We start from the raw sequence: 23,408 nt of genomic DNA, 5'->3' as shown, positions 1-23,408 counted from the left end.
GCAGAAAATGGAAACAGAGAGGATTTGTCTTGATCATGAAACGGCAAAAGACCGGAAAAATTTTTTACGGCTGGTACATCGTCCTTGCCGGCATGGTGATTTTCAGCGCAATTATGGGGATTATCGGCAACTGCATCAGCCTGTTTCTCGTTCCGGTCTGCCGGGATCTCGGATTTTCCCGAAAAGCCATGGGTGCCAATCAAACAATCATCTTTGGCTGCACCGCGCTTTTTTCCTTTTTTGCCGGAAAATTCTTTGAAACATTTAATTCCAAACGCGTTCTGCAGGTCTGCGGAATTGTAGCCGGCGTCGCGTATTTTTCCTATTCTTTCGCGACAAAGCTCTGGCAATTTTATCTGCTTTCCACGCTCTGCGGATTCTGTTTTGCCGCCATGACAATTGTGCCGATGTCGATGATCATCAACAACTGGTTTCACCAAAAAAGCGGTGTTGCGCTTGGAATCACCTTTATGGGCAGCGGTGTCGGCGGCATGGTTTTTAATTTTATTGCCGGCGGATGCATGGAAGCGTTCGGCTGGCGCGCAGCTTACCGCATTTTGGCCGGGCTCATGCTTTTGCTTGTCCTGCCCTGCGTATTCCGGGTCATCTATGTCCACCCGGAGGAAATCGGTCTGCTTCCATACGGTGAAAAAAGCGCAGAAACAGCTGCAGCTGCTACGCTGACCGGACTGACGCTCAAAGAAGCGCTATGCCGGCCGTATTTCTGGATTCACTGCATCTGCTATACCGTTTTTGGCTTTACGAACAACACGGTTGCAACCACCATCGCACCGCATCTAAACGATATTGGCGCACCGGCTGTGTTCTGTACCGCCGCGATTGCCTGCAGCATGGGAATGTTGGCAGTCGGAAAATTTGCGGTTGGAAAAATGCTTGATCGGCTCTCCCCCAGATGCATTTTCTGCTTTGCTTACGGCGCGGTCTGCATGGGGCTGTTGTCGCTGATTCTCGCAAAAAAGTCGCTGCTTTTTATCTTCCCGATTGTTCTCGGCATGGGTTTCGGATGTCCGTTTGGAACACTTGGCGGCGCTTATCTGACCCGCACCTTTTTCGGACAACGGGACTATGTTACCATCGTTGGGATTTTCTCTGCACTCGGCTATTTGGGCGGCATGCTCTCTCCGCTTTTAAACGGCGCGGTCTTTGACGCGCTTGGCAGCTATGAGCCGACGCTCTGGGTGCAAATGCTCCTATCGGTTTTCTCTCTTCTGCTGTGCTGCTTTGCGGCAACCCGCAAAAGCCAGGTTTCCGCACAGGCGTAAAAAATTACGGTTCTAAACGTGCCGCGCGTTTGAACAGACATAAACAGACACGTTTCATATGGTATCTCGAGAACCCCGGCGCATTAAGCCACGCACGCGTCCTGCCCCGGCAAACAATTGGGGAACTTTCGGGCTGCGGTAAAATTCCGGAATAATTCCAATTTGCAATTAAAAATGTAGTATTCTGGTGTATTTTGGGAATAATAGAACCTGCTATCATGAAATCAGGAGGAATGGATTATGGAAATCGTAACGTTAACTGCAGATAATTTTGATGAAGAGGCCGTCCATACAACCGATTTGGTGCTCATCGACTTTTGGGCTTCCTGGTGCGGCCCCTGCCGGATGCTCTCGCCGGTCATCGAAGAAATTGCGCAGCAGGCGCCTGCCGGCGTTAAGGTGTGCAAGGTCAATGTGGATGACGAACACGAACTGGCCGCCAAATTTGGTGTGATGAGCATTCCGATGCTGGTTGTTCTGAAAAACGGCGCCGTTGCCGCCAGCACGGTCGGTGTACAGCCGAAGGCCGCTATTCTGGAGCTTCTGGAACGCGCCAAAGGGTAATTGCACTTGACGGATTTCTAGATTCCGGTATAATGGAAGCAATATCATTTTGAAATTACGATCATTTGAGGAGATGGAAAAGCAATGAGTGAAAGCTGCGGACATGACTGCGGAAGCTGCAGTGCCAATTGTTCAGAACGTTCCGGCGGAATTCCCAAAGAGCAACTCCATGAGGGCAGCTCTGTCAAGAAGGTCATCGGAATTGTCAGCGGAAAAGGCGGCGTCGGCAAATCGATGGTCACCTCCATGCTGGCGGTAACCATGAACCGCCGGGGTCACCGCACCGCAATTCTTGACGCGGATATTACCGGTCCGTCGATTCCCAAAGCATTCGGATTGAAAGAAAAAGCAAAAGGAAGCGAACTCGGCATTTTTCCGGTGCGCAGCAAAATGGGCATCGATGTGATGTCGGTGAATCTGCTGCTTCCGAACGACACCGATCCGGTTGTCTGGCGCGGACCGATTATCGCGGGCACGGTCAAGCAGTTCTGGACGGATGTCCTCTGGGATCAGGTCGACTATATGTTCATCGATATGCCTCCCGGAACCGGCGACGTTCCGCTGACGGTATTTCAGTCTATTCCGGTTGACGGCATCGTGATTGTCACTTCGCCGCAGGAGCTGGTCTCCATGATTGTCGCAAAGGCGGTAAAAATGGCGCAAATGATGAACATCCCTGTTTTGGGCATTGTCGAAAACATGTCCTATTTTCAGTGTCCGAACTGCGGAGAAAAACACCATGTATTCGGCGACAGCCATATTGACGCGATCGCTTCTCAGTTTGATATTGATACCGTCGCAAAGCTGCCGATCGATCCGGCAATTGCTTCAATTGCCGACAAGGGCATGATTGAACTTTTTGAAGGCGACTGGCTGGAAGACCTGGCAACAATGCTCGAATAATCACCTGTCTTTGCGGCTTTCAGAATGATGGTTTCGGAACCTTCGGCGTACTCGCTCTAAACAATGGAATCCGAACAGACACCTGAAAGCGTATGCTTCAAAAACCAAAAACGCGCGCTACTGCAATCTTTGTAAGAAAGCAGCAGGGCGTGTTTTTTTGTTTTCCTCATAAAATACCCGGCGTTTTGTCTGCCCCGTTCCGGGTTGTCAGCAAACAAACAGCGCTGTGCAGTCCGACGGTTTTCGGGGTCTGCAGCCGCACAAACAAACTGCCGGTCTGCTTTTTTGCACAGAATTTCTAAAAATTCCGCCCGGTCGGATTTTTTTACAAGCATCTAGCAAAAAAATTAGGCATCTTACCGAAAACGCCCAAAAATCAGGCAATGTTTCCCGCGTGTCTGATTTTTGGGCATTCGAAAAATCTTGTCTGTTGGCGCACAGAATCCGCGTTGCTATAATGGGTTACAGTAAATCAAGTGTGACAGAGAAAGGAGGGACGCACGATGCGATTTGTAAAGCAGGTCAAGGCAGCGTATATTGCGCTTTCGATTGCATTTGTCTGCATGGGGCTCTGCCTGCTCATCTGGCCGGGAATTTCTGCGGTTACGATCTGTTATGTTCTCGGCACGGCGTCGGTTTTATACGGTGTCATAAAGCTCTTCGGATATTTTTCAGAAGATCTTTATCAGCTGGCGTTCCAGTTCGATTTGGCAGCAGGAATTTTTATGTTGGTCATTGGAATTTTGCTTTTGTTCCACCCGGACAATGTCCTGACGCTTCTGCCGACGGTGATCGGGCTTTCGATCCTGATCGACAGCGTCCTAAAGCTGCAAACGGCTTTTGATGCAAAACATTTTGGAATGGATCGCTGGTGGATGATTCTGCTGCTCGCCATTGTCGCGGCTGTTTTCGGAATTCTGCTTCTGGCACATCCGTTTGAAAGCATGGAACTGCTCATGCGTCTGATGGGGATCACGATTCTGATCAGCGGAATTGAAAATCTCTGCGCAGCGTTTTACACCATCAAAGTCACGCGGCATGCCAAAAAAGAAACGCCGCAATATTATGACGTCACGGCACAATCAAAATGATTACCATAGAACACAGGAGGCTTTGAGAGAATGGTTCGGTTTGGAAATTGGATTGTACGGCACCGGGTTCTGATTTTAATCATCGGAGTCCTGCTTTTGATCCCGTCCGTCATCGGGATCCTGACGACCCGGGTCAATTACGATATGCTGACCTATTTGCCGGATGATATGGAAACCGTCATCGGCCAGGATATTTTGCTGGACGACTTTGGAAAAGGCGCGTTTTCCATGGTTATCGTCGAGGGTATGGATGCAAAAGATGTTTCGGCCCTCAAAGAAAAGATTGAAGAGGTCGATCATGTCGAATCGGTCATCTGGTATGATTCGATTGCAGATCTCTCCATCCCGATGGAATTTCTGCCGGAAAAATATTATGATGCGTTCAATTCCGGCGACGATACGCTGATGGCGGTATTCTTTGATACCTCCACAAGCGCCGATGAAACAATGGATGCAGTTCGGGAGATCCGGACGCTTGCCGGAGAAAAATGCTTTGTTTCCGGGATGTCCGCAATGGTCACAGACCTCAAGGATCTTTGCGAGCGCGAAGAACCGGTCTATGTCGGGATCGCCGTCCTGCTTGCTACGGTCGCCATGATGATCTTCATGGATTCCTGGATCATCCCGTTTGTCTTTCTTTTGAGCATCGGAATGGCGATTGTCGTAAATCTCGGATCGAATTTCCTGTTCGGAGAAATCTCTTACATCACGAAAGCGCTGGCGGCAGTTCTGCAGCTCGCCGTTACCATGGACTACTCCATCTTCTTGTGGCACAGCTACAACGAAGAGCTGGAAAAAGGAAAAGACAAAGAGATTGCCATGGGACGCGCGATTGCCAACACCTTAACCTCTGTTGTCGGCAGCTCCATTACCACCATCGCCGGATTCATTGCGCTTTGCTTCATGACCTATACGCTGGGGCTGGATCTTGGCCTTGTCATGGCAAAAGGTGTGTTGTTCGGTGTCATCGGCTGCGTCACAACGCTGCCCTCGCTGATTTTGATTCTTGATAAGCTCATTACCAAATCGCGGCACCGCTCGATCCTGCCGAAGTTTGAAAAGACCGCCAAAAAAATTATCAAGCTTGCACCGGTCTTTTTGATTGCCTTCCTTGTGATCCTTGTGCCGGCCATCTATGGATATTCGAACACCGAAGTCTATTATGATCTTGGCGAGACCTTGCCGGATGACATGGCATACGTCGTTGCAAACACCAAATTGCAGGAAACCTTTGATATGTCCTCCACGCACATGCTGCTTGTCGATGCCAATATGCCTGCAAAGGACGCAGAGGCCATGATGAAGGAAATCGACAACGTTAACGGCGTCAAGACAACGCTCGGATTTAACTCGCTTGTCGGAACTGCCATTCCGGAAGAACTCATTCCCGACAATCTGCGCGATCTTCTCAAGAGCGACAAATACCAGCTGATGCTGATCAACTCCGAATACAAAGTCGCAACCGACAACGTCAACCAGCAGATCGACGCGATCAACACCATCGTCCATAAATATGACGCAAACGGCATGCTGATCGGCGAGGCTCCCTGCACAAAGGACATGATCGAAATCACAGATCACGACTTTAAGGTTGTCGATATGATTTCCATTATTGCGATCTTTGTAATTATCGCCCTGGTTCTGCGGAGCGTTTCGCTGCCGGTGATTCTGGTTGCCGTAATCGAATTTGCAATCTTCATCAATCTTGGCATCCCCTATTTCACGAATGTTTCGCTTCCATTTATTGCGCCGATCTGCATCAGCACCATCCAGCTTGGTGCAACGGTCGACTATGCAATTCTGATGACCTCGCGTTACAAACGCGAACGCAGTCTCGGAAACGACAAGAAAACCTCTGTGACCACAGCGCTTTCTACCAGCATGCAGTCCATTATCGTCAGCGCGCTTGGATTCTTCTCGGCGACCTTCGGCGTTGCGCTTTACTCTGACGTCGATATCATCAGTTCCATGTGCATGCTGATGGCGCGCGGCGCAATCATCAGTATGGTATCCGTCATCCTGGTGCTGCCTGCGATGCTGATGCTGTTCGATAAACTGATCATTCATACGAGTCTTGGCTTCCGCAAAAAACAATCGGAAGCTGATGCGTGAGTAATACGACAGGAGGAATTTGGAATGCTTTTCGAACGATTCAAAAAACTTTCCGCGAAAAAAATGGTTGCGGTGCTGCTGACCCTTGTGATGATCAGCGGCATGATGGGCGCCGGCGTCTATGCGCTGAGCTCCAATACTGCGAAAACACCGGAAGAAGAAACGGCCGCTTCTTCCTCCTCGCAGAATCAGGAAACCGCCGCCGGTACTTCTGAAGCGGGCACGGCCGGCAAAACAGAAACGGTTTATGTCATGACCGGCGCAGACGGCAAAGTCAGCAACGTAATTGTCAGCGACTGGCTGAGCAACCCAACTGCTGAAAACCAGATCACCGACTATACGGAACTGACAGACGTCACAAACGTCAAGGGTGACGAAACCTATACCGTCGATGCAAAAGGCAACTACGTCTGGAATGCAGGCGGCAACGATATTTACTACCAGGGAAAAACCGACAAAGAACTTCCGGTCGCTGTCGACATCGAATACAAGCTCGACGGCAAAAAGATTTCCCCGAAGGACCTTGCCGGAAAGAGCGGCAATGTGACCATGCGCCTGAACTACACGAATAAAGAAAAGAAAACCGTGACGATTAACGGCAAAAAAGAGACGATCTATGTTCCCTTCATCATGGTCAGCGGCATCATTCTCGATAACGACATTTTCTCCAATGTGGAAGTGACAAACGGGAAATTCATCAACGACGGCGACCGCAGCATCGTGATGGGCATGGCAATGCCCGGCATGCAGGAAAGCCTCGGCATCGATCAAAAAGATCTCGAACTGCCCGACTATGTAGAGATCACAGCAGATGTCAAAGACTTTTCGCTTTCCACGGTGATGACCGTTGCGACAAATGATGTATTCAGCAGCCTCGACGGCAATTCGATCAACGAGAAAGAACTGAAAGACACCGCGAAAAAACTGACGGATGCAATGGATCAGCTTCTCGATGGCGTCTCTGCCCTCTATAGCGGAACCAGTGAACTGCGCAGCAAGAGCGGCGATCTCGTAGACGGCGTGGATGCCCTCACCGCCGGTGCATGGGATCTTCGCAACGGCGCCGGAACGCTTTATGCCGGTACAAAAGACCTGGAAGAAGGTGCAAACGAACTCAGCGACGGACTCGGAACGCTTTCCAGCAAGAGCGGCGAACTCAATGATGGCGCAAAACAGGTATTCACCTCTTTGCTTGCAGCAGCAGATTCGCAGCTGGCAGCAGCCGGCCTTACTCTGCCGAGTTTGACGGTGGACAATTATGATGAAGTTCTCTCCGGCGCGATTGCTTCCCTCGACGAAACGGCCGTCTACAACATGGCGTACAACACCGCGCTGAGCAAAGTGACCGCAGCGGTAGACGCAAGCGAAGCGGATATCCGTACAGGCGTTGAGAGCGCAGTCCGCAAGGCCGTGCTGGAAGCAGTTCTCAAACAGGTCGGCCAGGAAATGACGGCGGAAGATTACGAAAAAGCGGTTGCGGCCGGACTGATTCCGGAAGAGACACAGACCGCGATTGAACAGGCAGTTTCCGCACAGATGGCAAGCAGCAAAATCCAGGCCAAAATCGAACAGAATGTTGCAGCGCAGAAATCTGCGATCATCGATCAGAGGATGGCAAGCGATGAGGTTGTTTCCCAGATTAACGCAGCGGTTGAACAGGCTAAAACCGGCGCCAACAGCATCGCTGCTCTGAAGAATCAACTTGACAGCTATGCGGAGTTTTACAGCGGTGTTCTGGCATACACCGGCGGTGTTGACAAGGCATATGACGGCGTAAACGGCGGAGACAAGAGTCTTGTCAGCGGCACCAAAGCGCTGAAAGACGGTGCATCCGCACTCTACAACGGAACCGATACCCTATACAGCGGACTGGGTTCGCTCCAGAGCGGCAGCGGCGCACTGGTTGATGGCGTTGCAGCACTCGACGACGGTGCAAAAGCACTTTCGGACGGCCTCAAGGAATTCCAGTCAGAAGGCATCCAGAAGATCCTCGACTTCTTCGATGACAATATCGATGTCCTGGCAGAACGGCTCCAGGCGATCGTGGAAGTCTCGCAGGAATATCAGAACTTCGCCGGTATCTCTGCGGATATGGACGGCAGTGTGAAGTTCATCTTCCGGACAGAAGCCATTGGCGAATAACCGAGCTTTCCTGATACAAGATCTCAAAAAATGTCCGCCGGCAAGCATGAAACACTGCTTCACCGGCGGATTTTTTAATTGATATCAACCATTTGCGTCTAGAAATTGACAACGAACGGTCTGCACTCTTTGTTTTTTTAATTCTGTACCAAAGTTTTTCTATTGTGAGTCCCGCAAATTGATAAGGTAAGATAAGTTGCGCAAATTGAAAAGAGGATAAAAGAAGACATCGCTTGCAGGCTCTGGTAGAATGAAGTCACAACACAAACATTCGAAAGGAGACAGCAAACGATGTCAGAGAAAATTGTACAGCTGAATGAGGAACTAATCAAGGGGTAGATCAGGGAATTGGTCCGAAGCAGCGCGGAAGAAACCCTGAACGAGCTGCTGGAAAAGGAGGCGGAGTCCCTGACGCAGGCGGCCCGCTGCGAGCGCAGCGAGGCCCGTCAGGGTTATCGCAGCGGCCACTATGACCGGAACCTCACCACGACCTCCGGCGATGTCACGCTCCATATGCCGTGGCTCAAGGGCGTATCCTTCGAGACGGCCATCATCGAGCGGTATCGCCGCCGGGAGAGCAGCGTGGAGGAGGCCCTCATCGAGATGTACCTAGCTGGCGTTTCCGTGCGCCGTGTGGAGAACATCACCGAGGCTCTGTGGGACAGCAAGGTCTCGCCTGCCACCGTCAGCGAACTGAACAAGAAAGCCTGCGTCCGCATTGAAGACTGGCGGAACCGTCCTTTGCAGGGCGGACGCTATCCGTATGTCTACGTGGACGGCATCTGCCTGCGCCGCAACTGGGGCGGAGAATACGAAAATGCTGCCATTCCGGCGGCAATTGCCGTGAATGAGGACGGGTTTCGTGAGGTTCCGGGCGCTGCCGAGGGGATGAAAGAGGACAAGGCCAGCTGGGTCAGCTTCTTCCAGTGGCTCCGTGGCCGCGGTTTGGACGGCGTAAAGCTCATCGTCGGCGACAAATGCATGGGGATGCTGGAGGCCGTGGGCGAAGTATTCCCAGATGCCAAATACCAGCGCTGCATCGTGCATTTCTGCCGCAATGTTTTCTCCGTTGTGCCAAAATCAAAGGTTAAGATTGCAGCGAAAATGCTCAAGGCGATCCATGCGCAGGAGAGCAAGAAAGTCTCCCGCGAGAAGACAAGAGCTGTCGTTGCCGAGCTGAGAGCGATGAAGCTGAAGGAGGCTGCCAAGAAGGTTGAGGACGGCATCGAGGAGACGCTGACCTGCTGTGGTTTTCCCGGCGAGCACTGGACGCGTATCCGCACCAACAATGTGATTGAACGGCTGAACCGTGAGATCCGCCGCAGGGCGCGTGCGGCGGGAACGTTCCCCGATGGGAACTCTGCGCTGATGCTGGTCTGTGCAAGGCTGCGTCATGTGGCGGGAACGCAGCGGGGCAACAAGAAGCACATGAATATGAAGCATCTGGAGGCGGCTTTGAACGACGTCCCTATTGCCGGCTGACTTCTCATTCAGCCGGAGTCTGCAAACCTTTTTGCGCATAATTCTTGACAGTACCCCACCTCGGAAAAGAGGCTGTGGCAGGGGTAAATACTCCATATTCACATGCTTTCCTGCGCTGTAAGGGCTACGTTCTGTTCCTTGTTTGAGGTCGGGGGGGCGCGGGGCGCGAAGCCTCGCAAAAGTCGACAGTGAACGCCGCGCAAGTGCAGACGGTTTTGCCGCTAAAATGAAGCGGACAAAAGCGGGGTGCAGGGTTTACTAATCCTGTTCCCCGTTTTCGGCGACGAAAAGGCAGCGGCAAAAATCCGGACGGTCAAGGGTTTAAGAGTGGAGATTTTTTCGCACTGTGCGCAAAAAAACGACTCGTCCCTTGACGGTCCGGATAGTCGGAGCGGATGAGGTATATCTTGGCTGCAAACTGCGAAAGAGGAAGAAAACTCATAGAGCTATGCTAAAATTGAAATGGTTGGTCATAAAGCGTTTTGTCAAGCGCTTTTTTATTAACGGTTTTCTTTTGTTGAGCGGTAGAATCGTGCATATTTTTCTGCTATAATCAAGATAGCGCGAATTTCTATGCGGTATTTATTTTTTGTCAAGGCGCAACAAAATGTTGCGCAGATGTAAGCTAAATAGTATGGTTTGCTGCATGCCTTGTCTATACAATAAAGACGATATCGAAAATGAGGTCGGATAAATGGAAAATCGAATTGGTGAAACACTACGCAATCTCCGTATGCGGCACAACATGTCCCAAGAAACCCTTGCTGAAAGCCTCTATGTTTCCCGACAGGCTGTTTCAAATTGGGAAAATGGAAAAACACAACCCGATGCTGATATGCTTATAAGAATTAGCTCCTTGTTTCAAGTTTCTCTTGATGAAATCATAAGTGATGGTCAATCGAAAGGTCTGGTTGAAAAAAACCAAAAAGGACTGATAATTTGCGGAGCAAGCACACTGCTTTGCATAGTTCATTTTGTCATGGCTCTTACTGGAAAAATCAATATTATTGGAGTGATTGTATCGGTTTTATTGGCCGATATAATTTCACTCATTATGTATTTTGCTTTTGAGAGCAGTATTAAAAACAATGATTTTTCAATGATTGCCGGTTATAAAAAGTCAGAAAGCAGCAATTTTCCAAAGATTACAAAGCAACTGCGTATTATGAGCCTGCTGGTTGGCATTTTTGCACTTGCACTGAATGTTTTGTATGTGCCTATTTACTTTGCAGACAGAGAGTTGCACATGAAGATCAGCATGATATATATGCTTGTTTTCATCGTTGGGGTTATCACATTTGTTATTACAGTAAACTACAAATACAAGAAATCTGGTCAATCCCAAATTCTGTAGACACTATTTCTGAATTTGGGCTATGAGCCTGTATCGTATCGAGACCGTCCCATACTTTGTGTAAACCTCCACTGTGGTGTATAATAGAAGCACCACAGTGGAGGTTTTACAATGGCAAGAAAGAAACGCACCCCGGAAGAAAATGCCCGCAGGGAAAAGATCAGAGAGCTGCTGCAGATGGCGAACATCGGCAGCATGGACGACATTCAGAGCCTGTTCAAGGAAACGATTGCCGAATTTATGGAAAACGGCCTTGATGCGGAGCTGGACGACGAACTGGGCTGCAGCAGGTACGACTATAAAACCAAGGACACGGACAACAGCCGGAACGGGCACAGCAGCAAAACGCTGCGAACCGGCTTCGGCGATGTGGAGATATCCGTGCCCCGGGATCGTAAGGGCGAATTTGAGCCTCAGGTGCTGAGGAAAAACCAGACCAGTATCAGTCAGGACATCGAGGAGAAGATCCTGTCCATGTACGCCAAGGGCATGACAACATTGGATATTGCGGTTCACATTCGGGATATCTGCGGCGTATAGGTATCCGACACGACCGTGAGCCGTATTACGGACAAGATTCTCCCCATCGCAAAAGAATGGCAGCAGAGGCCGCTGGAAATCGTCTACGCAGTGGTTTTCATGGACGCCATCCACTACCATGTCCGCAGCGAAGGCCAAATTGTGAAGAAGGCTGTCTATATCGCCATCGGCATTGATCTGGACGGCAGGAAAGACGTTCCGGGCATGCGGGTCGGTGAAAATGAAAGCGCCAAATACTGGGCAACGGTACTCAACAGCCTGAAAAACCGCGGAATTGAGGACATTTTCATCGCCTGCACAGACAATCTGACCGGGTTTTCTGCAGCGATTGAAGCGGTGTTCCCCAAAACGGAAATCCAGAACTGTATCATCCATCAGCTCCGAAATTCCAACAAATATGTGTCCTGCAAGGACATAAAGGCGCTCATGGCAGATTTGAAGGCAGTCTATGCCGCAGCGAATGAGACTGCTGCGCTGGATGCTCTGGATACCTTTGCGGAGAAATGGGACAAAAAATACCCGAAAATTGCCCAGTCCCGGCGGGAGAATTGGCCCAACCTGAGTACCTATTTCAAATACCCGCAGGAGGTGCGCCGTCTGATCCTATACGACCAATGCAATCGAGGGCTTTAACCGGCAGCTTCGGAAAGCAACCAAGGCAAAATCGGTATTTCCTACGGATGACAGCCTGCTGAAGATGCTGTATCTGGCCATGATGGATATTACGAAGAAATGGGCCGGAAGACGGCAGGACTGGAGCCTGATCCATGCGCAGCCGGCCGTGTTCTTTGCCGGCCGTATGCCGGATTGACCGACTCTGCACGCCGGTATGTCAAGGGCGGAGGCTGACGTCTCCGCCCTTGACATACCCTCGAAGCGCTGTTATTTTATAGACAAGGCGGGAGCAGCTTACGCCGCTCCCGCCTTAAAATTATTTTGCTCTATTTTGCACCACGATTTAGCGTTTACACAGAATTTGGGATTGACCCCGAACGCTCATCCGCGACATGCGCCGCAGGAACCCGACCCTAGGCATGATCGAACTTTGGCACCGCCTGTGGCAGCGCGGCTATACACGCTGTCCGGAAAGTCTGTTCCGTGTCATGCGTAAAATGGGTCTGTTTCCCGCCGAAAAGCCCAAAAAGACATACAAGTCCAAGCCGTATGAGCAGATAACCTATCCCGGCGAGCGCGTTCAGGTCGACGTGAAGGTCGTGCCGCGCAGCTGTATCGCAGATCCGAACCTTCGGCTGTTCCAGTACACCGCCATTGACGAGTTCACGCGCCTGCGTTTCCTCGCCGCCTATCCGGAGCAGTCTACCTATTCCTCGGCGGATTTCCTGCGCAGACTGAAAGTGTGGTATATGCGCCGCGGCATCAAGGTGGAATGTGTCCAGACAGACAACGGCTTTGAGTTTACGAACCGCTTTTCTGGCAGCAATCGCGACTTACCGACGCTGTTTGAAAAGACTGCCGCTGAGCTGGGCGTTCGCCACAAGCGCATTCGTCCGTATACCCCGCGCCACAACGGCAAGGTCGAGCGCAACCGCCGCGAGGATCAGAAGCGTTTTTACTCCTGCCACGCTTTCTATTCTCTGGATGATTTCACAAAGCAGCTTGCCGTTCACAATCGTCGCTCTAACAACTTACCCATGAGACCCCTCCGCCGGCTTTCTCCCTCCGAGTTCGCTGTCCATTTTGTTTGACAAACCTACAATTGGCGTACAAAATCGTGCTTCTTTGAATTTATTGCGGATTTTTGTGTTTAATTTTTTCAATATCAACCTTTTGTTGGCCCTTTATTGAGGCATACAACGAACTTTCGCATGCTGCCCGAAACCCCGGTACTGCAAACAAAAAAAGAGCATCGGTACAGCCTATTTAACTGCTCCGATGCTCCGTTTAGCTACTTTTGCTGTTTTTTCCATCATTATCATTATGGCGTTTTTATCCCCGAAAAAGAAAGAACGAACTTTGTCATGGTAGACAAAAGTTCGTTCTTTCGTGGCAGCAGTTGCTAATAATGATACGGTTTCATAGCGTTTCAAAAGGTTTCACTTGAAAATGAAACCTATCCACAGAAATGAAACCATCTGCGGGGTTATTAGGGACCCATAAAGGAGATCAGGTTATATCCCTTCTCTTTGCCGACTTTGAGCATATGCTCCATCCGGTAGAGGAAACGCTGATAAAAATCAACAACGAGCGCCTCTGCGGTATCATCCTCTGTGGGTCTATTGGCATTGTACTCTGCGACCTCTTCTGCGGTTAGGTTTTTAGCATATACCAACTGGTAGGTTGCGGTGCCTCTCTTTATTTTCAGTTTTTGGGTGTATTCTGTCTCTCTTCCAGAACTCAACGCATCAACGGTATCCTCAATGTCCTTTAAGATCAGTGCCATCGAATCGAATGTAAAAAAGTTATGCTCTAAGTACCATTCAAAGCCGGAAACATCTTTTCGCTTCTTGTTTTCTGTCAGTTCCTCATCGAAATATTTGTAGAGAAACGGTGTGAGGTATTGTGCAACGTCATCCTCTTCAATCGAAATCTCTGCACTTCTCATTTCTGCAACGCTATCCAGATCAGCGGTATTCTCAAAGTCAATGACCCGCACGGGCATAATCCAAAAATAAGACGAACTATCGTGACCATCGACAATGCCGATTTCTCTCTTGAAAATGTCTCTGCCGATGATGGCAAAAGAGAGATTCTTTATTTGAGTGAGAACCTGGTTGCTATTATGGTGATTGGTGGTGGCATCCTCCAGCAGTTTCTGCAATTTTTCAAACGATTTATGGCAGATGTCCGACTCCAACAAAAGCCGGTGTATAGTATGGTAAATGGCATAGTCAGCCATATATTTTGGATAATCCTCTTTGAGCAAATCCAGCATATCTCTGATGCACAGTTGGGATGAATTGCATAAACGCATAAAATCTGTTTCCTTTTTTGGAAAAACACCCTTCATGGCATCAACAAGTTCTTCTCTGCTTACATCAGGGTAGTTGGAGATGGTAAGATGATCGTTTCCGGCATTGCTGTGTTTTCTCCACCATTTATATTTGGGGTTGTAAATATAGTAAAGATACCCACCGCGGGTTATAAATATCATATTTTCTTCCGGGAACTTTACTGCTTCGATAGTATCGAACAATTTCATAGTTCATCACCAACCTTCCTTTTTAGGAATTCCATGTGTTTGCCCTCTTTGTGAGGCAAAACCTTGTAATCCAAAGGATTATAAATTTTATCTGAAAGCTGGATTTCGATGTCAGAATATTCTGTAGCCGCCATATACAAGTGTCCTTCTGGGAAATCAAGGCGAACTGCGGACAGAATACTTTGGTCATAAATCCATGTGGTTTTGACCGGTTGCTGTAATGGATACTGACGTGTGTATTCAATAAGCAATTTCTTGGTACAAGGGCAAATACCAAACTGGTATCTGTCGGCTGTTCCAGGACGGAGATAGAGAAGGTATGCTGCATCATCACAGAAGAGAGCAATAGCATCCTCGCTATATTCCGTGACGGTGCTGGCAAAGGTGCGACCGCTTATGGCGCAGAAACTCTCGATACGGAGTTGCTCGACATTCACTTTTTTGCTGTCAGCCAGTATATCAAAAGTGCCGACTCGTTTTCTGTCTCCAATATCGCGGCTTGCAAAAAACAGCCGTTTTCCGTTACTAAACTCGAAATAACAGATGGTTGTGCCAATGTACTGCACTTCTTTCAGCGCAGTACCAATAAGAGAGGAAAATGCTGCAGTAACATCTGCAAGGTCGTTCTTTTTGTCATCAGCGTATACCGGGTTTACCACAAAATCGGTATAGCAGCTGACTACCAGGGGCTTGTCCTCAAACCACAGGATGAGCGGTTCGGAATACACAGAAACAGCACCCTCGTCATATAGAGCGGGTTTGCCGCCAACATTGACGGCAGAAACAGCGGTAAGTGGTTTCCCAATACAAGCAAAGTAATTGTCTATGGCATTGTAATCCTTGCCTGCAATATTAGCCTCTGTCATAGCATAATAGGCTTCAAGTGTATTTGCCCAGGCATAGTCCTTGTCCACCATCCAGGCACCAGAAAGATTCCAGCTGATGCTTCCAAGCAGACCCTCTGGTTCTTCGTTGGGATCATCGTCACTGGTTCTGTATTTGACGGGGGCTCCGGCATTCATAAGAACCTTGGCAGCCTCCAAAACGTAATGATCGTACGATGACCAACAAAGCGAATGAAGCGCCAGACCACCATTTAACCCGTTATTTGCAGAAACATCATAACCGCAAGCGAGAAAGTGACGGACAACATCTGCCAGGATGAACCCACGCTTGTAAAATTCTCCATCCATAATAAACTCTGACAGAATTGTCTCTTCATAATGCTCATCATAGGCATTGATATCCTCTAAGCCCTTCAGAACAGAATCGAAGGCATCCCAATCTATAGGTGTTTGGTCTGTAATTGCTGAAAGTTTGCTGACGGAGTCGCTTATGACATTACTCATCGTGTTCTCCTCATATCCGGCGTGATAAATGCTTTTCTTGGTTTACAATAGCATTCTATCACGGTAGGTGTCCTATAAAACGGACTTTAGTACAGTGTATCATAACAATGTAAACATTTCTATCAACAAAAAAGGCGGGGCTTATTCAGCCCCAACCCCGATGTCTGTTCCGTCCTTAAAGCGGAATGTGATTCTGTTATCTGCGTGTACCGTTGCCGTATCCAACAGCGTGAGCCATAATCCTTCGTCCCAGGTCCCAAGGACGAGGGGCTGTTCTATTATTGAGCTAATGAAAATCCATAGGTCTCGGTCACGCTGCATCCGGCTTTCACGCTCGGCGGTAGCTTTGTTCAGCCGATCCACCGCTTTCTCATACCGCTTAATCAGTCGGTTGTATTTTTTGTTGTATTCCTCCTGGGACTGCTGCGTGGTGGTATTCTCCTTGATGCGCTGGTTGACCAGTCCGGCAACAACCTGAATTTCTTCGTTCAGAGCATCAATCTCTGCATCCAGTTTGGAGTAGTCGGAGGCAATAATCGACCGCATTACCTCACAGGCTTGGATGACCTGCTCTCGGTCGCCCATCAGCTGATTGTATGCCTGGAGGAACATCCGCTGAATGCCCTCTGTGGTGAGGGCTGGTGTTCCGCACTTGGCTTCGCCGTTGAATTTGCCGTTGCACCGCCACACCTCTCTGCGGTATGCATCCGTGGAGTGCCACACCTTTTTGCCATAAAAGCCACCGCAGTCACCGCAAATCAGTTTGCTGGCAAAAATGCTCGAACCGCTGTAGGAACGCCCCAGGCTCTGTCGGCGGGCAATCTCTGCCTGCACTCGGTCGAAGTCCATTGCGGAGATGATTGCCGGATGGCTACCTTCCACATAATACTGCAGAACTTCGCCTTTGTTGACTTTTTGCTTTTTGGTGAGAAAATCCACCGTGAATTTTTTCTGGTCCGAGTGACAGGAGTCGAACCTGCGGCCTCTTGAACCCCATTCATTAACAAATCGGCTTAAACACTAAGTTTTTTAATAATCAGTGTGTAATAAACGTGTAATAGGATTTCAAAATAAAATCGCCGTATCTCTTTCCTCAAGAGATGCGGTTTTTATTTTTGCACAAAAAACTTTATAAATGTTTGTGCGCTTTAAGTCTTGTTTTGTACGGCACAGTGCCGTACAATATAAATCACAGGAAAGATAAAAGAAAAGGCCAATGGCCGGGAGGGAAAATAATATGGCACGCGTAAAAATCACTCTTACTTGCACTCGCTGTGGAAAACCGTTCGAACATATTCACATGTGCCGCAATTCCAGTGATGCCGCCTCTTATGAAGAATGGGCAAAAGAAAATATCACTACATGCCCCGCTTGCTACGCTGCCGCAAAGGAATCCGAGAAAAGCGCTAAATTAGAAAGCTATATTGCCAGCTTTAGCGAGAAGCATCCTCTGCCGATGATCTCCGGCGTTTCCGAAAAACAGACGGCATATGCATCCTCTCTCCGCAAGCGCTTTATCTCCGAAGAATTGGCATCTCGTGAATTCAATATTAATCGCTTTCTCGCGCTGGCTGAAAAGCTTCATCCCGAAAACTGCAGCGAATCCGCAATTACTACGCTGAAAGTTGCCGCCGAAAAAGAAGGCAAGCCCTTCGATAAATGGTTTGCCGGCTACCGCCTTGAATATCTCAAGCGCAATTGCAGCCTTGCATCTGCTGATGATGCAGCAAAAATTGAAATGATTTTTTCCGAAAGCAATGCCTCTAAAATCATTGATGCCCTTCGCTGATGGCGTAAAAAGAAAGGAGAATAAATTATGATTGCTCACCTCTACAAAATCCCGTCCACCTTCCGCAATGTTCCAGATATGATTAAGATTCGAGCAAAGCCGCGCGCAAAATATCCGGGCACCTGGCGGCACACAGAGCTTTCTCTCCCCGATACGCTCCGAGTGATCGTAGATGATGAAGGCGATGGGCACTTGCTTACCGTCCCCGGCAATGAGATTATTTCCAGCGTATATGAGGAAGAGCCCGAACACATCGAAGGAAATGACCTCGTTAGCTGCATTAACGTATTTGATGATGCAGGAAATATTCTTCTGCGTTGTAAAGTAATCTGGAGGTGAAAAAATGGTAAGAACCGGACGCCTTGAAATCCGGATCACGCCGGAACTCAAAGCCCAAGTACAAGCCGCTGCTGAAGCCGAAAGCCGCACCACTTCCAACTATATAGAAAATTTAATCAAAGCGGCAATGAAAGAAAAATATAAAAATTAAAAAATCGCGGAGACGCCCACCGGACGCCTCCGCTTTTTCTTTACTTATTTCTTTTCTTCCTTCACAATGGTAGAATAGCCATCCTTTTTCAGCTTCTTCTCCATTGCTTCGGCGTTTTTCTTTTCGCTGAATGCGCCAACTTGTACCCGATAAATGGTATCTTTTTTCGCCGGAGCAGCCGCAGGCTTCTCTTTGATGTAAGATTTCCCGTCCGCTTTGCAAATGCCCTTTGCAATCGCTTCTCCGATCTTATTTACATTCGCCACAATCCACTTTGCGAGGTCTGCGCTGTCGTGGAATTCGCATTCACAATAAACGCTAACGGCTGCTGTATCGCTCAATTCTGACGGCATATAGTTTCCTGCGGTCATTTCGGTGCCAACCCTCACGCCGTAGCCTTTTTTTCCGGTACTCAACGCAAGCAGCGCATCATATACCGGCTGCGCATATTTCATATTGCCAGATTCTTTCGAATATACCATCACAAGCGGCCCTTTGCCGCCGCCGGCATTCGTGTGAATCGGAATATGAATATCCGCGCCCCATTTATTGGATTCCGCGATAGATTTGCTCATATCCTGCCCCTTTGGCGCACGCTTTACTTCATACCCATTGCGCCGAAGGTGCTTTTCTGCTGCCGCCGCAATCCGGTTGCACTGCTCCATTTCGTTCGTGTTCTGGCCTTTGTACAGGTTGCCGTTCTGGTTACTGGGAGATAGATAAATTTTCTTTGCCATATAATTACTTCCCTTCTAAATCTTCAATTCGATGATTGATTACTTTGATCTGTTCCTCAACAACAGGAATCCGCTTTGCAAAGTGGTTATGTTCCCGCACCTCGCGGGTTAGTTCCTCGATTTTAACCTCTGTCACCTTCTGGCTGGTTTTAATCCCGGAAAATACCCCGATTGCAGACCCAATGAGCGCCAGCCCTCCGGTAATCAGTGCTACAAGAATATCATTCATCTCACTTCTCCCCATTCGGCTTATCGTATTTCATGGCGTTTGCGGAATCGGACAGGCCCGTTGTGGTTGGATCGCCGATCAGATTCCAGATTGATACAAGCACCGACACCACAATTACCGGGCTTTTAACAGCCTCTAGCAACACATTTCCAAGCGCCGCCCAGCTAGTAATATCCTCCCAACGAAGCCCCAGCGCGGCCAGCATCGGCAGGAAAATGGCTACTGCAAGGTTCGCCCAGAATACCGGATTTTTAAATCTCACTTTCCAATTGATTTTCATGGTAAATCCTCCCGTATTTCATAAAATAAGGGGACAGGACTGCACGTTCCTGCCCCCTATTTCATTGTACCGGATTAACAGAGGTCATTTCACCCTGGATTAGTTCCACGGCGCGTCCTGAATCTCTTTCTCTCCGTAATTCTGGTAATAATAAAGCGCGTCCTTTTGCTTTTTGGTAAGGTCGAGCCCGTCAAGCACTTCCAGAACCTTTGCTTTTTTGGATCCGGGAATTGTGTTGCCGTCCGAATCCTGATCGCTTTCCAGGTTTCGAATGGATGCGCGGAACAAAATAAACATTTCAACCGGAATGTTATATTTGGTTTCCGCTTCCTGCGCATTGAGAATCCATTTGTCGTCCGGAACATATTCCGCCGCAATTTCCATTTTCGACAACGCGGTTGCGTAAAGGTATGCGTTCTTCACCATATACACCTTTGTCGCGTCATCTAGGTCTGTATACCCATTCAGATTGATCATGTCGTCAAGGATCTCATAGGACAGCTGTCCGCGCAGCTTTGAATACAGCGTATATTCTTTTGCGGTAAGGTTCTTGCGCTCCCCATTCACCGCAAATGCTTTTTCTGCGCGCTTTGGCAAAACAGATTTTTCTTTTGTCCGTTCGTAAACATCCCCAATCTCCGTTTCGACCGCATTGCTGTCGAGTGTATCAAAATAGCCTGGGGAGAGGAAGTTTTCGAAGGCTCTCAGCAAAACGTTCGGATCTTCCTGTTCTTCTCCCCAAACGTTCAGCCGCGGCTGATTTAAAAAAGAAAGCCCCGGCGTTTTGCTGATAACCCGCTGCAGGAAATACTGTACTTCCGGCAATAGCCATTTGTTGTTTTTGTCTGTATACGTCGTGCGCTGGTTCTGATCTATCGTTCTGGCAATCTGCCCGCCAAGAGTCGGAAACGCCTGCTGCAGATAACTTGACACCGCCTCCACGCCGATTGCTGTCAGTTTGTTGTCCTGGTAGCTTACAGAATCAATCATACTGTTCAGCCCGTCCAGCATGGAAAGATTAAACATGGGTTCTGTGATATTCAGCAAAGCCTCGGAAACATCTGAAAACGTCAGATTTTCCATTCCTTTTTCAAGCGCAGACATAAGCTCCACGCCGATAAAAAGCGGCATCGAAAGCGGAGCCATCCAGTCAACGGTATAAGAGGTATCGCCAATTTTTACAGAATAAACCTGCTCACCCTGTAGTTTCGCAAACGCCTCTTCGTCATCGTCGTCAAATCCGCCGCGAATCATACCGAGCGACCGCAGCGCCATGCCGACCGCCATAATTGCCGTACCAGTCAGACCAGAAGCAATCCCGTCAATAAATTCATTTGCTGTAATCTTTCCGGTTTTTAAATCGTAAACACCCTTTGAAAGCGTTTTCAAAAGGCCTGCCGGGCTGTATTCGATGCCGCGCCTGAGAATGTTGATTGGCGTTTTCTTAAACGGCAGAACCGCCTCGATCGCCCATCCAAATCCTTTTGTTTTGGAGCTGCGGGAAAGCCATTGTGCAACCGCAGAAAAATCTCTGTAAGTTGCTTTTTGCGCTTCGCGAATTGCATAGAGCCGCGCCTTCTCAAGAGCATCGCTTCCTTCCCGCAGCTGAATCGTGTCGAGCTGATTTGCCTGCAGATATTGTGCCAGCGAAGAAATATAGTACCGCTTGAGAAAAAGAACATCCTCTTTTTCCAGCATTTGAGAGTTAAATTGCCGGGCCTTCTCGAGCCATCGGGTTTGAAACACGCGCTTTTGATCTATAATCTCGTTATAAGCATTCATTTTTCCGCCTGAGGCCAGTACATCCTCTACCTTCTGAAAATCCGTGCGAGCAAAATCCCGATACTCTTTTTTTGCATAAACCGCCTTTGTCCGATTCTTCCGTAAAAAAACCTTTTCCATGCCCGCAGCAATTACATTTTTCATTTTAACCGCCGGCATAAACACCGCATTCCCGATCAGATTTCGAATGTGCGTTTTGGGATTTCCAAGCATAGCCAAATACCGCCAGGCATTCCACTTGTCCACCCAAGTTGAAGGAAGTTGTTCGGCGAGACTTTTCATAATTTCCTGTACTACCCGGTCATAGTCCTCTGCCGGCGCTTTTAAAAGCTTCTCGCCAAGCGCTGGATCAATTTGGATTTGCGGGACGTCGCCTTTTTTCTTTGCAAACCGATTCAGCAGGTCCTTGTTCAGGTTTTCTGTTACCTTTTGCAAATAATAGAGCTCGCCAAGGTGCTTTACTTCTGGCTTGTCCAAGCGTTTAAGCATACTCAGCGCCTGGACAGTCTGCCCGGCGCGGGTCCCTTCCGCTGCCAGTTCGGCGGTCAATCGAAGGGCGTCCGCTACCCTTCCGCTTTGCGCTGCTTCCTGCAGCAAATACTCCGCAAGTGCAATTTGATTTTTCCCTGCGGGGCGGTCGCCTTTTACGACTGCGGCCCACTCATTCATGCCGCCCTCATATCCGTTGACATTCAGATACCGCTTCGCCCATTCCATGGATTCCTTATTGGATACCGGCGTATATGAAAACCGCTCCCGCAAAAGGTCTTTTTGAATTTCGGGCACCATGCCGTCCGTGATTGCGCCGCTTTCCAGAACAGTGCGCACCGTCTGGCGAACCCGCTTATCGTCTGAGGTTTGTTTTGGTACAGAAACTTCGCGCACCCGCTTTTCGCCCGGGCGGATCCGCCCGTACTTTTCAACAAGCCGATCAACCTCTTGACTGACTGCACGGCGCATCACTGCTTGCAATTCCGGCGACGCACTTCTTTTGTCCAATCGCGGCAGCCATTCCGAAAGACGCTTTTCCCGAATATTAATATACTCCGTAATCCGCGAAAGATCTGCGCGTGAGGTTGCCGCATCCCGCTTTTCTTCCAGCGCGTCGATCTCCTCATATAACGCATGGACGTTCTCTGCCGCCTCTTTGTAAAGGCTTACCGCCTGCGATTCTAAGCTGCTTTCGGTCAATGTGCCGATCGCATTTTTCAAAAGCTTGTAGTCCGACATGGCCGTGATTTTCCGAAATTCCCGCCGGACTTCCGGTCGAAACGCCGAAGCGTCCAGATCGGTTTCTCGGTAGCCTTCGCTTTCATTCTCCGGCGTGGTGTCATTGAGGCTGTACCGAATATCCGGATTTTTCGCGTCAAATGTGCCGATGTTATCGGTGGCGGATTTGATTTGGTTGGGTTCGAACGCAACCGCCATTTGAACGGTTCCATCATTTAACAGAATACCATCCGCTTTTTGTTCTTCTGCTTCATCAAGAATTGCACCTTGATACGCATCCCATACATCAATAACATCATTATTTCTGAAAACATTTCCATATCCGTTTTTCAATGCATAGGCCTTGTTAAAAATCAAAGGCTTTTTGATGCTCAAATATACAGGAATCACTTCGCCTTTTCTAGATTCACCAAAGTCTGGCGTTGCGTAATCATTTGCAATGCCCTTATGATCCACAAAGAAAAATCCGACCTCGTCAAAAGAAAATCTACTTCCGATAAAATCTTTTCGGAACTCATGAAGTCCATTCGCTAATGTCCCGTGATACATCACCTTTGGCGTCCCGTCCGCATTCACAACCTTACTCGCCTTTTCCGGATGGTTCTGCCAGTCCCCAAACCAACGCTTGAATTGCTGACTCTGCGTAATATGGGAAATTTTTCTGTTGATTTTTTCATCGATCCTGCGTATAATAATGTTAGAGCTATCGCGGGAAAGGATGGCGGGCAATTGTTGCCCGAGACCCTTTACATCTCGGATGGCTCTTTTTTTATTTAGATAATAGAATCCTATATCTCCGGTATTTTCCCTTGCCTTTGCTTCATCTATAAACTTTTCAAAATTGGCACGGTTAAAATATGTTGAAACGAGATTAACATCAATTCGTTTTTT

19 protein-coding genes and 1 pseudogene are annotated in these 23,408 nt (G+C 48.7%); 13 read left to right on the top strand and 7 right to left on the bottom strand.

All coding sequences use genetic code 11. The features are described 5' to 3' along the window. The first annotated feature begins 35 nt into the window (after positions 1-35). From IAG03_RS12485 to IAG03_RS12440, 10 genes and pseudogenes are all read left to right on the top strand, one after another. Positions 36-1,283, top strand: coding sequence for an MFS transporter (locus tag IAG03_RS12485; RefSeq protein WP_249320364.1), 1,248 nt, complete (start codon positions 36-38; stop codon positions 1,281-1,283). 240 nt (positions 1,284-1,523) lie between these two features. Next, positions 1,524-1,847: a thioredoxin gene (gene trxA, locus IAG03_RS12480; RefSeq protein WP_249320363.1), complete on the top strand. Its 324-nt coding sequence runs from the start codon at positions 1,524-1,526 to the stop codon at positions 1,845-1,847. A gap of 84 nt (positions 1,848-1,931) precedes the next feature. Continuing rightward, positions 1,932-2,750, top strand: coding sequence for an Mrp/NBP35 family ATP-binding protein (locus tag IAG03_RS12475; protein ID WP_249320362.1), 819 nt, complete (start codon positions 1,932-1,934; stop codon positions 2,748-2,750). A gap of 503 nt (positions 2,751-3,253) precedes the next feature. Continuing rightward, positions 3,254-3,841 (top strand): HdeD family acid-resistance protein, encoded by a 588-nt coding sequence (locus tag IAG03_RS12470; protein ID WP_249320361.1) that lies wholly within the window; start codon positions 3,254-3,256, stop codon positions 3,839-3,841. Positions 3,842-3,871: 30 nt separating this feature from the next. Then, entirely contained in the window at positions 3,872-5,953 is a 2,082-nt protein-coding gene (locus IAG03_RS12465; protein ID WP_249320360.1) for an efflux RND transporter permease subunit, read from the top strand. A gap of 24 nt (positions 5,954-5,977) precedes the next feature. Beyond that, positions 5,978-8,095, top strand: coding sequence for a hypothetical protein (locus IAG03_RS12460; protein WP_249320359.1), 2,118 nt, complete (start codon positions 5,978-5,980; stop codon positions 8,093-8,095). A gap of 339 nt (positions 8,096-8,434) precedes the next feature. Then, a complete protein-coding gene (locus IAG03_RS12455) occupies positions 8,435-9,577 on the top strand; it encodes an IS256 family transposase (protein WP_249320388.1) in 1,143 nt (380 codons plus the stop codon). Positions 9,578-10,271: 694 nt separating this feature from the next. Then, positions 10,272-10,931 carry a helix-turn-helix transcriptional regulator gene (locus IAG03_RS12450; protein ID WP_249320358.1) on the top strand — a complete coding sequence of 220 codons (660 nt, stop codon included), beginning with the start codon at positions 10,272-10,274 and terminating at the stop codon, positions 10,929-10,931. Between the two features lie 111 nt (positions 10,932-11,042). Continuing rightward, a pseudogene (locus tag IAG03_RS12445) lies at positions 11,043-12,282 on the top strand (IS256 family transposase). Between the two features lie 223 nt (positions 12,283-12,505). Then, positions 12,506-13,177 (top strand): DDE-type integrase/transposase/recombinase, encoded by a 672-nt coding sequence (locus IAG03_RS12440; RefSeq protein WP_249320357.1) that lies wholly within the window; start codon positions 12,506-12,508, stop codon positions 13,175-13,177. A gap of 398 nt (positions 13,178-13,575) precedes the next feature. Here IAG03_RS12440 and IAG03_RS12435 read toward each other — a convergent pair whose 3' ends face one another. The 3 genes from IAG03_RS12435 to IAG03_RS12425 all read right to left on the bottom strand — a co-directional run bounded on the left by IAG03_RS12435 (position 13,576) and on the right by IAG03_RS12425 (position 16,919). Next, positions 13,576-14,631 carry a hypothetical protein gene (locus IAG03_RS12435; protein ID WP_249320356.1) on the bottom strand — a complete coding sequence of 352 codons (1,056 nt, stop codon included), beginning with the start codon at positions 14,629-14,631 and terminating at the stop codon, positions 13,576-13,578. Continuing rightward, on the bottom strand, positions 14,628-15,980 hold the full coding sequence (locus IAG03_RS12430) for a hypothetical protein (protein ID WP_249320355.1): 1,353 nt from the start codon (positions 15,978-15,980) through the stop codon (positions 14,628-14,630). The genes IAG03_RS12435 and IAG03_RS12430 overlap by 4 nt, the downstream gene beginning before the upstream one ends. Before the next feature lie 141 nt (positions 15,981-16,121). Then, positions 16,122-16,919, bottom strand: coding sequence for a recombinase zinc beta ribbon domain-containing protein (locus IAG03_RS12425; RefSeq protein ID WP_249320354.1), 798 nt, complete (start codon positions 16,917-16,919; stop codon positions 16,122-16,124). Positions 16,920-17,217: 298 nt separating this feature from the next. Here IAG03_RS12425 and IAG03_RS12420 point away from each other — a divergent pair, with 298 nt between their 5' ends. The 3 genes from IAG03_RS12420 to IAG03_RS12410 are packed head-to-tail and all read left to right on the top strand — an operon-like array spanning position 17,218 to position 18,259. Continuing rightward, complete coding sequence (locus IAG03_RS12420) at positions 17,218-17,769, top strand: hypothetical protein (protein WP_249320353.1); 552 nt, start codon at positions 17,218-17,220, stop codon at positions 17,767-17,769. A gap of 27 nt (positions 17,770-17,796) precedes the next feature. Further along, positions 17,797-18,108, top strand: a complete 312-nt coding sequence (locus IAG03_RS12415; RefSeq protein WP_249320352.1) for a hypothetical protein — start codon at positions 17,797-17,799, stop codon at positions 18,106-18,108. 4 nt (positions 18,109-18,112) lie between these two features. Next, the gene (locus IAG03_RS12410) at positions 18,113-18,259 is read left to right on the top strand and encodes a type II toxin -antitoxin system TacA 1-like antitoxin (RefSeq protein WP_249320351.1); all 147 of its coding nucleotides are present in this window, start codon (positions 18,113-18,115) and stop codon (positions 18,257-18,259) included. 44 nt (positions 18,260-18,303) lie between these two features. Here the strand turns inward: IAG03_RS12410 and IAG03_RS12405 are convergent, their stop codons facing one another. From IAG03_RS12405 to IAG03_RS12390, 4 genes are all read right to left on the bottom strand, one after another. Next, positions 18,304-18,996, bottom strand: a complete 693-nt coding sequence (locus IAG03_RS12405; RefSeq protein WP_249320350.1) for an N-acetylmuramoyl-L-alanine amidase — start codon at positions 18,994-18,996, stop codon at positions 18,304-18,306. A gap of 4 nt (positions 18,997-19,000) precedes the next feature. Then, positions 19,001-19,225, bottom strand: a complete 225-nt coding sequence (locus IAG03_RS12400) for a hypothetical protein (protein WP_249320349.1) — start codon at positions 19,223-19,225, stop codon at positions 19,001-19,003. 1 nt (position 19,226) lies between these two features. Then, positions 19,227-19,505 carry a phage holin gene (locus IAG03_RS12395; RefSeq protein ID WP_249320348.1) on the bottom strand — a complete coding sequence of 93 codons (279 nt, stop codon included), beginning with the start codon at positions 19,503-19,505 and terminating at the stop codon, positions 19,227-19,229. 99 nt (positions 19,506-19,604) lie between these two features. Then, positions 19,605-23,408, bottom strand: a 3,804-nt coding sequence (locus tag IAG03_RS12390) for an ADP-ribosyltransferase-containing protein (protein ID WP_249320347.1), incomplete at its 5' end; no start/stop codon positions are given.

Origin of the sequence: Yeguia hominis, from assembly GCF_014384705.1 — a bacterium.
Classification (GTDB): domain Bacteria; phylum Bacillota; class Clostridia; order Oscillospirales; family Acutalibacteraceae; genus Yeguia; species Yeguia hominis.
This window is presented reverse-complemented; position numbering and strand designations above follow the sequence as displayed.

What these genes read in the sequence shown, in the direction of transcription:
- IAG03_RS12485 (WP_249320364.1), top strand. Translation starts at nt 36, where the DNA reads ATGAAACGGCAAAAGACCGGAAAAATTTTTTACGGCTGGTACATCGTC.
- trxA (WP_249320363.1), top strand. Translation starts at nt 1,524, where the DNA reads ATGGAAATCGTAACGTTAACTGCAGATAATTTTGATGAAGAGGCCGTC.
- IAG03_RS12475 (WP_249320362.1), top strand. Translation starts at nt 1,932, where the DNA reads ATGAGTGAAAGCTGCGGACATGACTGCGGAAGCTGCAGTGCCAATTGT.
- IAG03_RS12470 (WP_249320361.1), top strand. Translation starts at nt 3,254, where the DNA reads ATGCGATTTGTAAAGCAGGTCAAGGCAGCGTATATTGCGCTTTCGATT.
- IAG03_RS12465 (WP_249320360.1), top strand. Translation starts at nt 3,872, where the DNA reads ATGGTTCGGTTTGGAAATTGGATTGTACGGCACCGGGTTCTGATTTTA.
- IAG03_RS12460 (WP_249320359.1), top strand. Translation starts at nt 5,978, where the DNA reads ATGCTTTTCGAACGATTCAAAAAACTTTCCGCGAAAAAAATGGTTGCG.
- IAG03_RS12450 (WP_249320358.1), top strand. Translation starts at nt 10,272, where the DNA reads ATGGAAAATCGAATTGGTGAAACACTACGCAATCTCCGTATGCGGCAC.
- IAG03_RS12440 (WP_249320357.1), top strand. Translation starts at nt 12,506, where the DNA reads ATGATCGAACTTTGGCACCGCCTGTGGCAGCGCGGCTATACACGCTGT.
- IAG03_RS12435 (WP_249320356.1), bottom strand. Translation starts at nt 14,631, where the DNA reads ATGAAATTGTTCGATACTATCGAAGCAGTAAAGTTCCCGGAAGAAAAT.
- IAG03_RS12430 (WP_249320355.1), bottom strand. Translation starts at nt 15,980, where the DNA reads ATGAGTAATGTCATAAGCGACTCCGTCAGCAAACTTTCAGCAATTACA.
- IAG03_RS12420 (WP_249320353.1), top strand. Translation starts at nt 17,218, where the DNA reads ATGGCACGCGTAAAAATCACTCTTACTTGCACTCGCTGTGGAAAACCG.
- IAG03_RS12415 (WP_249320352.1), top strand. Translation starts at nt 17,797, where the DNA reads ATGATTGCTCACCTCTACAAAATCCCGTCCACCTTCCGCAATGTTCCA.
- IAG03_RS12410 (WP_249320351.1), top strand. Translation starts at nt 18,113, where the DNA reads ATGGTAAGAACCGGACGCCTTGAAATCCGGATCACGCCGGAACTCAAA.
- IAG03_RS12405 (WP_249320350.1), bottom strand. Translation starts at nt 18,996, where the DNA reads ATGGCAAAGAAAATTTATCTATCTCCCAGTAACCAGAACGGCAACCTG.
- IAG03_RS12400 (WP_249320349.1), bottom strand. Translation starts at nt 19,225, where the DNA reads ATGAATGATATTCTTGTAGCACTGATTACCGGAGGGCTGGCGCTCATT.
- IAG03_RS12395 (WP_249320348.1), bottom strand. Translation starts at nt 19,505, where the DNA reads ATGAAAATCAATTGGAAAGTGAGATTTAAAAATCCGGTATTCTGGGCG.